Source organism: Pseudomonas syringae group sp. J254-4 (assembly GCF_032586855.1).
Classification (GTDB): domain Bacteria; phylum Pseudomonadota; class Gammaproteobacteria; order Pseudomonadales; family Pseudomonadaceae; genus Aquipseudomonas; species Aquipseudomonas amygdali.
In genome coordinates, this window is sequence record NZ_JAWHOO010000028.1 from 24642 (window position 1) to 37312 (window position 12671).

At 58.2% G+C, this 12671-nt stretch carries 10 protein-coding genes and 1 pseudogene; 7 read left to right on the forward strand and 4 right to left on the reverse strand.

The window, feature by feature from the left end; genetic code table 11:
- Positions 1 to 56: 56 nt before the first annotated feature.
- Both gcvT and RYB09_RS24130 read left to right on the forward strand, forming a co-directional pair.
- Positions 57 to 1181 (forward strand): glycine cleavage system aminomethyltransferase GcvT, encoded by a 1125-nt coding sequence (gene gcvT, locus RYB09_RS24125; RefSeq protein ID WP_316890567.1) that lies wholly within the window; start codon positions 57 to 59, stop codon positions 1179 to 1181.
- Positions 1182 to 1593: 412 nt separating this feature from the next.
- Positions 1594 to 1806, forward strand: coding sequence for a cold-shock protein (locus RYB09_RS24130; RefSeq protein ID WP_002552288.1), 213 nt, complete (start codon positions 1594 to 1596; stop codon positions 1804 to 1806).
- Between the two features lie 143 nt (positions 1807 to 1949).
- On the opposite strand, the gene lptG is transcribed toward RYB09_RS24130, so the two are convergent.
- Positions 1950 to 3011 carry an LPS export ABC transporter permease LptG gene (gene lptG, locus RYB09_RS24135; protein WP_002552287.1) on the reverse strand — a complete coding sequence of 354 codons (1062 nt, stop codon included), beginning with the start codon at positions 3009 to 3011 and terminating at the stop codon, positions 1950 to 1952.
- Entirely contained in the window at positions 2998 to 4125 is a 1128-nt protein-coding gene (lptF, locus tag RYB09_RS24140) for an LPS export ABC transporter permease LptF (protein ID WP_002552286.1), read from the reverse strand. Before lptF ends, lptG begins: the two co-directional genes overlap by 14 nt.
- Positions 4126 to 4444: 319 nt before the next feature.
- Between lptF and RYB09_RS24145 the strand changes: the two genes are divergently transcribed.
- From RYB09_RS24145 to RYB09_RS24155, 3 genes are read left to right on the forward strand one after another with little or no spacing between them, the layout of a single operon-like run.
- Positions 4445 to 5935: a leucyl aminopeptidase gene (locus RYB09_RS24145; RefSeq protein ID WP_002552285.1), complete on the forward strand. Its 1491-nt coding sequence runs from the start codon at positions 4445 to 4447 to the stop codon at positions 5933 to 5935.
- Between the two features lie 57 nt (positions 5936 to 5992).
- Complete coding sequence (locus RYB09_RS24150; protein ID WP_005756882.1) at positions 5993 to 6421, forward strand: DNA polymerase III subunit chi; 429 nt, start codon at positions 5993 to 5995, stop codon at positions 6419 to 6421.
- Positions 6422 to 6428: 7 nt separating this feature from the next.
- Positions 6429 to 6869, forward strand: a complete 441-nt coding sequence (locus RYB09_RS24155; RefSeq protein ID WP_122258181.1) for a DNA polymerase III subunit chi — start codon at positions 6429 to 6431, stop codon at positions 6867 to 6869.
- A gap of 43 nt (positions 6870 to 6912) precedes the next feature.
- Here RYB09_RS24155 and RYB09_RS24160 read toward each other — a convergent pair whose 3' ends face one another.
- Positions 6913 to 8007, reverse strand: coding sequence for an RHS repeat-associated core domain-containing protein (locus RYB09_RS24160; protein ID WP_058409396.1), 1095 nt, complete (start codon positions 8005 to 8007; stop codon positions 6913 to 6915).
- A 273-nt stretch (positions 8008 to 8280) separates the two neighbouring features.
- Between RYB09_RS24160 and RYB09_RS24165 the strand changes: the two are divergent.
- Positions 8281 to 8451, forward strand: a pseudogene (locus tag RYB09_RS24165) (DNA polymerase III subunit chi); the annotation flags it as partial.
- Positions 8452 to 8495: 44 nt separating this feature from the next.
- Here RYB09_RS24165 and RYB09_RS24170 read toward each other — a convergent pair.
- Positions 8496 to 9581: an RHS repeat-associated core domain-containing protein gene (locus tag RYB09_RS24170; RefSeq protein ID WP_058409400.1), complete on the reverse strand. Its 1086-nt coding sequence runs from the start codon at positions 9579 to 9581 to the stop codon at positions 8496 to 8498.
- Between the two features lie 168 nt (positions 9582 to 9749).
- On the opposite strand from RYB09_RS24170, the gene RYB09_RS24175 reads away from it, so the two are divergent.
- Positions 9750 to 12596 (forward strand): valine--tRNA ligase, encoded by a 2847-nt coding sequence (locus RYB09_RS24175; RefSeq protein ID WP_058409397.1) that lies wholly within the window; start codon positions 9750 to 9752, stop codon positions 12594 to 12596.
- The last annotated feature ends 75 nt before the right edge of the window (positions 12597 to 12671 follow it).

Sequence of the window (12671 nt, forward strand, 5' to 3'; positions counted from 1 at the left end):
AGTGAGCGCGCACAGGCAATGCCGTTCTGCATGGCCCGCTCAACAAGGAATTGAACATGTCCACAGAAACCCTGCTGACCACTCCCCTGCACGCCCTTCACCGAGAACTCGGCGCGAAGATGGTGCCCTTCGCCGGTTACGACATGCCCGTGCAATACCCGGCTGGCGTAATGAAAGAACATTTGCACACTCGCGCACAGGCCGGCCTGTTCGATGTCTCGCACATGGGCCAGATTCGTCTTACCGGTACAGATGCTGCCAAGGCCCTTGAGGCCCTGGTGCCGGTGGACATCATTGACCTGCCGGTCGGCATGCAACGCTATGCGATGTTCACCAACGATGCTGGCGGCATTCTCGATGACCTGATGGTTGCCAATCTCGGCAATGATCAACTGATGCTGGTGGTCAACGCGGCCTGCAAGCATCAGGACCTGGCGCACTTGCGCAAGCACCTGGCGGGGCAATGCACTATCGAACCGCTGTTCGAAGAACGCGCCCTGCTCGCCCTGCAAGGTCCGGCCGCTGTCACGGTGCTGGCGCGCCTTGCGCCGGAAGTGGCGAAGATGACCTTCATGCAGTTCGCCAGCGTCAAGCTGCTGGACGTTCAATGTTATGTCAGCCGCTCGGGCTATACCGGCGAAGACGGCTATGAAATTTCAGTACCGGCCGAACAGGCTGAAGCCCTGGCGCGCCGCCTGCTGGAAGAGCCGGAAGTTGCCCCGATCGGTTTGGGCGCACGTGATTCGCTGCGACTGGAAGCAGGTTTGTGCCTGTACGGTCATGACATGGACACCGACACCTCACCGGTGGAGGCCAGCCTGTTATGGGCTATTTCCAAAGTGCGTCGCGCCGACGGTGCACGTGCAGGCGGCTTCCCGGGAGCAGAGCAGGTCTTTGCCCAGCAACAGAACGGTGTCGCCAAAAAACGTGTCGGCCTGCTTCCCGAAGAGCGTACGCCAGTGCGTGAGGGCACAGAAATCGTCGATGAACAGGGCACTGTCATCGGCACTGTCTGCAGCGGCGGTTTTGGCCCGAGCCTGGCTGGCCCGCTGGCCATGGGTTATTTGAACAACGCTTACACCACGCTGGATACACAGGTCTGGGCAATGGTGCGCGGCAAGAAAGTGCCCATGCGTGTTGCAAAAATGCCTTTCGTTGCACAACGTTACTTTCGCGGCTAAACAACGGCGTCAAAAAAACAGCAACACTTCGCTGTTGCGCAGGTGCTGTTACACACCACTGTTTCGGCCGTGTTTCAACCGAGTGAACAGTCTGTTGTATATGCCAAAAATGCACCTATAAAGTGCAAAATGTTATGACAGACCAAACACCGTGCACAGCAGGCAAACACGCCGGGCATAAGGCTCTACCCCCCGGAAACAGGGTACAAGGCAGGGGGGTTGTATTTGTAACGAGAGTTGGCGTAGAGTTTCCGGACTGTGTTTGCATGGGTCGCCGAATCTGGACCTGGGCAGTAGCTCTAGGTTTGCTACAACCCGTTCTACGTTTCTTACTTCCTGCAACCAGCCCCAGTGCTCTTTCGTGTGAAAGAGGCTGTAACCAATTCAAGTCAAGCGTCAAGGAAATAAGAAAATGGCTGATCGTCAGAGCGGTACCGTCAAGTGGTTCAACGATGAAAAAGGTTTTGGTTTTATCACTCCTGAGAGCGGGCCGGATCTGTTCGTACACTTCCGCGCCATCCAGGGTAACGGCTTCAAAAGCCTGAAAGAAGGCCAGAAAGTTACCTTCGTTGCCGTACAGGGCCAGAAAGGCATGCAGGCTGACGAAGTTCAAGCCGAAGCCTGATACGACACACTCTCGTATGCACAAAAAGCCTCTGACAGCGATGTCAGAGGCTTTTTTGCATGTGCGATTCGCTCAGCAGGCGCATGAGTACGCCCATGAAAAAGCCGACTCGAGGTCGGCTTTTTCACTGCGGCTACACGACGCTATCCGGCGCGGCGCAGTAGATACACCCCGGCCAGCGCACAGGCTGCAGCAGGCATCAGCACGGCCAGCAACGGCGGGAAACCGAACAGCAGGCTGGACGGGCCGAGCAGGTCCTGAATGATGCGGAAGGTAAAGCCGACCACCACCCCCGTGAACACACGCTGCCCCAGCGTAACCGAGCGAAGCGGGCCGAAGATGAACGAGATTGCCATCAGCACCAGCGCCACTGTGACGGCCGGTTGCAATACCTTGGTCCAGAACGCCAGCCAGTAGCGGCCATTGCTCAAGCCCTGATCAGCCAGATAATGCGCGTAGTTCCAGAGACCGCTGATCGAAAGCGACTCGGGCGGCATGATCACCGTGCTCAGCAATTGCGGGCTCAACGCTACATCCCAGCGCTCTACCGGCGTATTGATGACCTCGGTACGGCCGTCATTGAAATGCGTGGTACTGACGTCCTTCAACTCCCAGTAATCGGTCTTGAAGTTGGCCTCTTTGGCAAAGCTGGACGTCAGCATGTGGCGTTGATCGTCGAAACGATAACGTGTCACGCCGAGCATCAGGCCATTGGGCTGGACGGTGTTGATGTGGATGAATTCGTCACCCTGACGGTGCCACAGACCATGCCTGGCGCTCTGCGCATCACCCGAGCCCTGAGCCAGCGAGCGAGCGGCCTGAGCCTGGTTCTCGGCGTAGGGAGCCACGTACTCGCCGACCAGTACACCAGCGACCATCAATAGCAGCATCGGCTTCATGACCGCCCAGACGATGCGCCCGATGGACACACCTGCTGCACGCATGATGGTCAGTTCGCTGCTGCTGGCCAGCGTACCCAGACCAATGAGGCAACCGATCAGGGCAGCCATTGGCAGCGTGTCGTAGACACGCCGCGGCGCGGTCAGCATGACGTAGCTGAGGGCATCCGCCAGTGTGTAGGTGTCACTGATATCACCCATCTCGTCGATGAACGCGAACAATGAAACCAGCCCCAGAATGATTCCCAGAACCGCAAGAATCGCCAGCAATACGCTTTTACCGATGTATCGATCAAGCTTGACCACGAGTCACCTCCGTGACGCTGCGACGACTCGCCATCTTCAGACGCAGAGGCTCCCAATAGAACAACAGCAGGCCAATGGACAGGTAGATGCCATGCACCCACCACATGCCAAGGCTTAGCGGCAGCTTGCCCTTCTCCAGCGAACTGCGCACCGAGATCAGAATGGCCAGATAAGACATGTACAGAAGGATCGCCGGCAAAAGTTTCAGGTAACGGCCCTGACGCGGATTGACGCGCGACAACGGAATAGCCATCAACGTCACGATGAACACCGACAGCGGCAGCGAAATACGCCATTGCAGCTCGGCGACAGAGCGCGGTGCGGGGTTGCCGATCAGTTCGCTGGTCGGAATGGCCTCACGGTCGGTGATTTCTTCACTGATTTCCGGCTTGGGCAGCATCGCCCCGTAGGTGTCGTACTTGATCACACGGTAATCAGCCGCACCAGGATTGCCATCGTAGCGGTAGCCGTTTTCGAGGATCAGGAAGCGACTGCCATTGGGCCTTACCTCCTGATGGCCCTTCTCTGCCACCAGCACGGTAATACCGTTGTCCTTGCTCTTGTCGCCGGACATGCGTTTTTCAGAGATGAACACACCAGCCAGTTGCGAGCGGTCTTCCGACAGTTCCTTGGTGTAAGTGATACGCGTACCGTCACGCAGCGCCTGAAAACGACCCGGCACCAGCGTATCGAACTCGGTCATGGCGTCCTGCTTGTTGATCAGCAGCGAAAACTGGGTAGCGCCTTGCGGGGCCAGACTGAAACTCAGCCAGGCGACCAGCAGCCCGACCAGCGTGGCAGGCCCCATGGTGATGGCAAGCAGCCGCTGCTGACTCATGCCGGTGGCGGCCAGCACGGTCATTTCACTTTCCAGGTACAGGCGCCCGTAAGCCATGAGGATGCCGAGGAACAGGCCCAGCGGCAGGATTACCTGCAGAAAGCCTGGCAGGCGGAAGCCCATGATCAGGAACAGCACGCCCGGATCGAGCGCACCGGACGCGGCCTGCGCCAGGTACTTGATGAAGCGTCCGCTCATGATGAACACCAGCAGCACGGCGCTGACCGCGCTCAGGGTAAGCAGCACTTCTCGGGACAGATAACGGAAGACAATCAAACCAGACACTCCAGAGTTGTCAGGCTCAGGCAGCCAAACAGGGAAAAATTGTGAGCCACGGCAACCAGAGATTCACGCCGGCAAAAGGCGTGGGCATCAAAAAATATGCAGCATTATCCTGTGATTGTGTGTTTCTGTCACTGCGCACCGGGGATAGTTCGCACATACACGCAAAGCAGGCGGCTCTACGGGGTTGTCAGCAGTCGTGCAGCGGGGTCAAACTGCAAGGCTTACCGCGGGCATCCTCCTTGAAAACACTCAGGCCATCCCGCGTACATCATTCATATTGCGACTCTCATCGTCTACTCGGGGACCCCACATGGAATTGGTTGTTAAAAGCGTAAGCCCAGAAACCTTGAAAACCGCAACGCTGGTGGTCACCGTCGGCGAAAGCCGTGTACTGGTTGGTGCTGCCCAGGCTGTCGATATCCTCAGCGGAGGAGCCATCTCCCTCATTCTCAAACGCGGTGATCTGGCGGGCAAGGTCGGTCAGAGCCTGCTGCTGCACAACCTGCCCAACATCAAGGCCGAGCGCGTTCTGCTGATCGGTACCGGCAAGGAAGGCGAACTGTCGGACCGCCAGCTGAAAAAAATCGTCGGCGCAACACTGACCTGCCTCAAAGGCCTGGGCGGCAGCGACGCTGCGATTGCGCTCGATGACCTGTCAGTGAAAAACCGCGACACCTACGGCACAGCTCGCCTGCTGGTCGAGGCTCTGGCGGATGGTGAATACGTCTTCGACCGCTTCAAGACCCAGAAAGCCGAAGTTCGCGCCCTGAAAAAAATCACCCTGCTGACCGACAAGGTCCGCATAGCTGACATCGAGCGCGCTTCCACTCACGCCAAGGCTATCGCCACCGGCATGGCACTGACCCGCGACCTGGGCAATCTGCCACCTAACATCTGCCACCCGACCTACCTGGGCGAAGAAGCCAAGGCGCTGGGCAAGGCACACAAGAATCTGAAAGTGGAAGTTCACGACGAGAAGAAACTGGCCGAACTGGGCATGGGCTCTTTCCTCGCGGTGGCTCAGGGCAGCGCCCAGCCACCTCGCCTGATCGTCATGAACTATCAGGGTGCCAAAAAAGGTGATCAGCCCTTCGTGCTGGTCGGTAAAGGCATCACGTTCGACACCGGCGGCATCAGTATCAAGCCTGCCTCGGGCATGGACGAGATGAAGTTCGACATGTGCGGCGCTGCCAGCGTATTCGGTACCCTGCGCGCCGTACTGGAACTGAAACTGCCGATCAATCTGGTGTGTATTCTGGCCTGCGCCGAAAACATGCCGAGCGGCACCGCGACACGTCCCGGCGACATCGTCACTACCATGAGTGGCCAGACGGTCGAAATTCTCAACACCGACGCTGAAGGCCGTCTGGTGCTGTGCGATGCACTGACCTACGCCGAACGCTTCAAGCCACAGGCAGTCATCGACATCGCCACTCTCACCGGCGCGTGCGTGGTTGCGCTGGGCGGCCACACTTCCGGCCTGCTGGGCAACAACGACGCGCTGATCAATCAGTTGCTCGACGCGGGCAAACAGGCGGATGACCGTGCCTGGCAGTTGCCGTTGTTCGATGAGTACCAGGAGCAGCTCGACAGCCCGTTCGCCGACATCGCCAATATCGGTGGCCCGAAAGGCGGCACCATCACGGCGGCCTGCTTCCTGTCGCGCTTCACCAAGGCCTATGACTGGGCTCACCTGGACATCGCTGGCACTGCGTGGCTGAGCGGCGGCAAGGAAAAAGGCGCCACCGGACGTCCGGTTCCGCTGCTGACCCAGTACCTGCTCGACCGCGCTGGCGTATAAAAAGACACCCTGGCGTGTCGGCTTCACGGTCGATACGCCACTGGTTCTGGAACCTGTATGACCCAAGTCGATTTTTACATCCTGCCCAGCGCCGATCCTGCCGCGCGCCTGGACTTTGCCTGCAAACTCACGGAAAAAGCCTGGCGTCTGGGTCACAAGGTCTATCTGCATTGCAGCGATGCAGCGCAGCGTGAAGACCTTGATGCCCGGCTCTGGCGCTTCAGGGGCGAAGTGTTTCTGCCCCACGGCGACGCCGAGAGCGACTCCGATGCCCCCGTGGTGCTGGGTCTGGGTGACGACTCGGGCGCTCACGAGGACCTGTTGGTCAACCTCGACCTGAGCATTCCGGCCTTCTTCAAACGCTTCGCCCGCGTGGCGGAAGTGGTTGTCGAAGACCCGGCCATACGTCTTGCCGCACGCGAGAGTTTCCGTTCATACCGTGAACAGGGCTATCCTCCGCAAGATCACCGACTGCAGCGCCTTTGAGGACACGATGGATACTTCAAAAAAAGCTGAATCCGCGCATTTGCTGAACGATCTGGAATCGATCCGCCAATTGCTCGGCGATGACCCCGCACACTCCCCGCTGCCGAACGACCCGGCTCGTCCGGAAGGCCAGATTCCTCTGTTATTCGATGTGGTCGGCGCTCGCCCCGACGCGACTTATCAACAGGACTTCGACGAAGACGACATCCCGACGCTGACGCCTGATGTGCAAGCTGCACCAGTCGAGCAGCTTCAGACCGTTCAACAGCCTGCCCAGCCTCAAGCACTGTCGAACCCGGATGCCCTGCTGCATCTGGACAACGAATTGCGTGCCGCCGCGCAGTTGATCCTGCAGGACGTGATCGCCGACTTCGCCCCGCACATCGAGACTGAAATCAAGCGTCGGCTGGAAGCGAGGCTGGAGCGGTTATTGGCGCAGCAGAAGTGAGCGTGTGATCAGGAGTCCGGAGCACACACGCATGCAGACGCTGTCAGGGAGAATTCAATAGGGAGCGAATCTCTGCTACTTGCCGCTCCATTTTCCCCTTGAGACTAACTTGGGCATACCAGGCTCCCATGAGCGTTTTGCGTTTAGCCACATCTCTTTTTATATTTAGCAGCATTTCGGGAGACCCTTCGTGCTCCTTGAGCTTAATAGCCGATGCCTTCTTGAAATCGTCGTAACCGGTATTGGGTTTACCCGTGAATTTGTCAGAGAATGAGTGCTCTACACGCCAGGCCTCCTTGATTCGATCGCTCATTTTTTGACTGGCGTTCGCCGTGACTTTTTCAAACCGTACTTTGAAGTCTGCACTCTTGAATACACTCGGCAGAAAACCCGGTTCGTTTTCTATAGCGCTGCGAAGGTCCAACAGTACGTCTGGGTTACTGGCATCTACAAAACGCTTATTTAACTGCACGGCTATCAGCCCGGCTCCTCTCTCATTCAACGTATTAGACGCTCCACTCACTGCGGCCATATTTTTGAAAGACAGGTGCCTGAATATTCTGTCAAGCGCCAGGTCTGGTAACGTGTCGAGAAAGAGTCTGTGGACCCCGACATGTCCACCCGGATCACTTCGATTAACCGGATCCCCCTGACAGTAAACATACGCATTCAGGCCTCCCCGCCCAAATGGACTTAACGAGTCTGGCCGGTTGAAACGCATCAGCACCGGATTGAAAGCCCGATAGCCGTTACCCAGCAAGTAATGCCCGGTCACAGGGTCCGCGCGCTCGCCGTTGAAACCGGAAAAGGGACCGCCCTGCGCGCGATGTCCGTAAGGGCTATAAGCAAGCGGCTGCCGTTCCTCTGAACTCAGGGCATGCAGCACGCTGATTTGCCTGTCGGTGCCCAGCAGATCGGTCCGAGTGATGGAGCCGTCCGTTTCATACTCAGCCAACAAGCGATCATCGCCGTGAAATACACGACGGCGCGTTGCACCCTGTATCTCGACCGTCAAACGGTTCTTTTGATAAAAACGCGACACTGCACTCTTTGCTCCGGGGTCGACGACGGCAATACGGTCCAGCGCGTCATAGCGATATCGACACAGTACGCGCCTGCTTTCCGAAGTCTTGTTCATGGCCACATCCGTCCTGTGATCAATGCTTAAACACCGGATCATGCCCCTCTCCCCCCTCGCCGCCTACTGACATATCTGCCAGTTGTGGCCCGGCACATATGTGCTTGTCGCTTGCCGTCAGGTCTATGCTTACCGGTTTCCGAATCAATGCCACAGGTTCCCGCCGCGCATGGACAAGACTTACCAGCCGTACGCCATCGAAACTTCCTGGTATCAGACCTGGGAGCCCGAAAATTTATTTCGCTCCGCAAGGCGTAGCAGACAGCTCCACCGCAAGCGCAGCCCAACCCTGATGCACTGCTTCATCTGAACAGCGAACTGCGCGCAGCCGCGCAATTGATCATGCAGGACGTGGTCGACGGCTTCGCCCTACCTATAGAAAACGAGATCAAGCGTCGGCTGAAGGCAAGGCTGGAGCGGTTATTGGCGCAGCAGAAGAAGTGAAGCGCGCGGTTTGGAAACTGGCTCACATGCGTGTGGATACGTTATTAGCGAGGATTGAATGTGGAGCGGATATCAGCTGTACGCCGGCCCGTGTCTGCTTCACGATTGATAAGTTCATTCCATTCCTTGTGCAACTTCCTGTAGTTTTCCATGAGCCCAGTGATTCTTGTCAGGCTCTCTGACTGATAGCGCTGGGCACGCTCTAGCGCGCGCGTAGCCTGCAACTCACTGCTTCCACTCACGCCAGCCACGTGATCAAGAATCGATTGCGTTTGACGATCAACGCTATTTATCTTTCTACTGAATCCTTGCTCGATGCTCGTCGCTACATACTTGAACTGCGCGCTGTAGAAAGCGTCATGGCTTAGCGCCCCGGTCGTACTTAAATGCCCTTCAATTGTCGACAGTGCGCTGGGATCATTTATGTCAACCCAAGGCTTGTTTAGTATTTTTGATACTCTCTTACCTATTTGAGGGGTCGTTGCACTCAGCGCGGCCGCGTCTTCTAGAGAAACGCGCTTGAGTATATTCTCAAGGAGCTCATCAGGCAGCACTTCAAAAGCGAAACTCCTGGCCGCGCGCGTGACCGCCGCAAACCCTGGAATATGCCCATCAGGATCACTCCGGTTAACCGGGTCGCCCTGACAATAAGCATACGCATTCAGACCTCCCCGTCCAAATGGACTCAGAGTGTCCGGACTATTGAATCGCATCAGCACCGGGTTGAAAGCGCGATAGCCGTTACCCAGCAGGTAATGCCCGGTCACAGGGTCCGCACGCTCGCCGTTGAAACCGGAAAAGGGGCCGCCCGGCAAGCGATGTCCGTAAGGGCTATAGGCCAGCGGCTGGTGCCCTTCCGAACTCAAAGCATGCAATACACTGCTTTGCAGGTCGGTGGCCAGAAGGTCCGTCCGGGCAACAGAGCCTTCAGTCTCATACTCTGCTAACAAACGATTTTCACCGTGAAATACACGGCGACGCGTTGCGCCCTGTATCTCGACCGTCAAACAGTTCTTTTGATAAAAACGCGACACTGCTCCCTGTGCTCCGGGATCGACGACGGCAATACGATCCAGCGCGTCATAGCGATATCGGCACAGTACGCGCCTGCTTTCCGAAGTTTTGTTCATGGCCGCATTCGCCCTGCGATCGATGCTTGAACACCGGATCATGCCCCTCGCCCCACTCGCCGCCAACTGACAGATCTGCCAGTTGTGGCCCGGCGCTTATGGCTTGTCGCTGGCCGTCAGGTCTATACTTACCGGTTTCCGAATCAATGCCACAGGTTCCCGCCGCGCATGGACAAGACTTACCAGCCGCACGCCATCGAAACTTCCTGGTATCAGACCTGGGAGTCCGAAAATTATTTCGCTCCGCAAGGCGTGGGTGACTCGTACACCATCATGATCCCGCCGCCGAACGTCACCGGCAGCCTGCACATGGGCCACGGCTTCAATAACGCGATCATGGACGCCCTGATCCGTTTCCGTCGCATGCAGGGTCGCAACACGCTGTGGCAACCGGGCACCGACCACGCCGGTATCGCCACGCAGATGCTGGTGGAGCGTCGTCTTGAAGCGCAAGGCGTGAGCCGTCATGAGCTGGGCCGCGAGAAGTTTCTGGACAAGATCTGGGAATGGAAAGCCGAGTCCGGCGGCAACATCAGCCGTCAGATCCGCCGTCTGGGCTCGTCCGTCGACTGGAGCCGCGAGCGCTTCACCATGGACGACGGCCTGTCCGACGCCGTGAAGGAAGCCTTCGTGCGCCTGCATGAAGACGGCCTCATTTACCGTGGCAAACGCCTGGTCAACTGGGACACCAAGCTGCACACCGCGATTTCCGACCTTGAAGTGGAGAACCACGACGAGAAAGGCCATCTGTGGAACCTGCGCTATCCGCTGGCCGACGGTGCAAAAACCGCCGAAGGTCTGGATTACCTGATCGTTGCCACCACTCGCCCGGAAACCATGCTCGGTGACGCCGCCGTTGCGGTGAACCCACAGGACGAGCGCTACAAGGCATTGATCGGCAAGTTCGTCGAACTGCCACTGGTAGGCCGCCGCATCCCGATCATCGCGGATGATTACTGCGACCCTGAATTCGGCACAGGCTGCGTGAAAATCACCCCGGCGCATGACTTCAACGACTATGAAGTCGGCAAACGTCACAACCTGCCGCTGCTGAACATCTTCGACAAGAATGCCAACGTTCTCGCTGCTGCTCAGGTTTTCAACCTTGATGGCACGCTGAACGAAAGCGTCGACGGCAGCCTGCCTGCGGCCTACGCCGGGCTGGACCGTTTTGAAGCGCGCAAGCAAATCGTTGCTGCGTTCGACGCCGCCGGCCTGCTGGTCAGCGTCGACGATCACGCCCTGAAGGTGCCGAAAGGCGATCGTTCCGGCACCATCATCGAGCCGTGGCTGACCGATCAATGGTACGTCTCCACCAAACCGCTGGCCGAGCCCGCGATTGCCGCTGTCGAAGACGGCCGTATCGCGTTCGTGCCCAAGCAATACGAAAACATGTACTTCTCTTGGATGCGCGACATCCAGGACTGGTGCATCAGCCGTCAGCTCTGGTGGGGCCACCGCATTCCAGCCTGGTACGACGAATCCGGCAAGGTCTACGTCGGCCGCGACGAAGCCGAGGTTCGGGCGAAGAACAACCTGGGGCCGGAAGTCGCGCTGCAGCAGGACAATGACGTACTGGACACCTGGTTCAGCTCGGGCCTGTGGACCTTCTCCACGCTCGGCTGGCCGGAAAAGACCAAGGCACTGGAGACCTTCCACTCCACCGACGTACTGGTCACTGGCTTCGACATCATTTTCTTCTGGGTCGCCCGGATGATCATGCTCACCATGCACCTGGTGAAGAACGAGGACGGTACGCCGCAAGTCCCGTTCAAGACCGTCTATGTGCATGGTCTGGTGCGCGACGGCCAAGGCCAGAAGATGTCCAAGTCCAAGGGCAACGTCCTTGACCCGCTGGACATCGTCGACGGTATCGACCTCGAAACGCTGGTAGAGAAACGCACCAGTGGCCTGATGCAGCCGCAGCTGGCGAAGAAGATCGAGAAGCAGACCCGCCAGGAGTTCGCCGACGGCATCGCCAGCTACGGCACCGACGCCCTGCGCTTTACCTTCTGCTCGCTGGCATCCACCGGTCGCGACATCAAGTTCGACATGGGCCGCGTCGAAGGCTATCGCAACTTCTGCAACAAGATCTGGAACGCTGCGCGCTACGTGCTGGACAAAGGCGAAGACTGCGGCCAGAACGGCGAAGCTGTCGAACTGTCGCTGGCTGATCGCTGGATCATCTCGCAATTGCAGCGCACCGAAGCCGAAGTGACCCGCCAACTGGATCAGTTCCGCTTCGACCTCGCCGCCCAGGCGCTGTACGAGTTCATCTGGAACCAGTATTGCGACTGGTATCTGGAGCTGTCCAAGCCTGTGCTGTGGGACGAAACCGCACCGGTCGAACGTCAGCGTGGCACACGCCGTACACTGGTACGCGTGCTCGAAGTCGCGCTGCGCCTTGCGCACCCGTTCATGCCGTTCATCACCGAAGAAATCTGGCAGCGCCTTGCGCCGCTGGCGGGCGCAGAAGGCAAGACCATCATGCTGCAGCCGTGGCCAGTGGCCAATGAAGCACGCATTGATCAGGCTGCCGAAGACGATATCGAATGGCTCAAGGGCCTGATGCTTGCCGTGCGCAACATCCGTGGCGAAATGAACATCGGCCCGGGCAAGCCTCTGCAACTGTTCCTCAAGAATGTGAGTGCCGAGGATCAGCGTCGTTTGAGCGAAAACGATTACCTGCTCAAGAAGCTCGCCAAGCTGGAATCGATGACTGTATTGACCGAGGGTGCAGAAGCGCCACTGTCGGCCACTGCGCTGGTCGGTGACATGGAAGTGCTGGTGCCGATGGCCGGGCTGATCGACAAAGGGGCCGAACTGGCGCGCCTGGACAAGGAAATCCAGCGCCTGCAAGGCGAAGTGCAACGCGTCGGCGGCAAGCTGTCCAACGCCGCCTTCGTCGACAAGGCACCGCCTGAAGTCATCGCCAAGGAACGCGCCAAGCTGACCGAAGCCGAACAGGCGCTGGGCAAGCTGGCCGAGCAACACGCCCGCATCGCCAGCCTGTAAGGTGGCCAGAAAAGCCAGCCCGATTATGGGCTGGCTTTTTGTTATCTGAATTTCTGTACTCGACATCACGGCTGA

Coding starts and splice junctions, on each gene's coding strand:
- RYB09_RS24175 (WP_058409397.1), top strand. CDS start 9,750: ATGGACAAGACTTACCAGCCGCACGCCATCGAAACTTCCTGGTATCAG.
- RYB09_RS24130 (WP_002552288.1), top strand. CDS start 1,594: ATGGCTGATCGTCAGAGCGGTACCGTCAAGTGGTTCAACGATGAAAAA.
- RYB09_RS24150 (WP_005756882.1), top strand. CDS start 5,993: ATGACCCAAGTCGATTTTTACATCCTGCCCAGCGCCGATCCTGCCGCG.
- gcvT (WP_316890567.1), top strand. CDS start 57: ATGTCCACAGAAACCCTGCTGACCACTCCCCTGCACGCCCTTCACCGA.
- RYB09_RS24155 (WP_122258181.1), top strand. CDS start 6,429: ATGGATACTTCAAAAAAAGCTGAATCCGCGCATTTGCTGAACGATCTG.
- RYB09_RS24160 (WP_058409396.1), bottom strand. CDS start 8,007: ATGAACAAGACTTCGGAAAGCAGGCGCGTACTGTGTCGATATCGCTAT.
- RYB09_RS24170 (WP_058409400.1), bottom strand. CDS start 9,581: ATGAACAAAACTTCGGAAAGCAGGCGCGTACTGTGCCGATATCGCTAT.
- RYB09_RS24145 (WP_002552285.1), top strand. CDS start 4,445: ATGGAATTGGTTGTTAAAAGCGTAAGCCCAGAAACCTTGAAAACCGCA.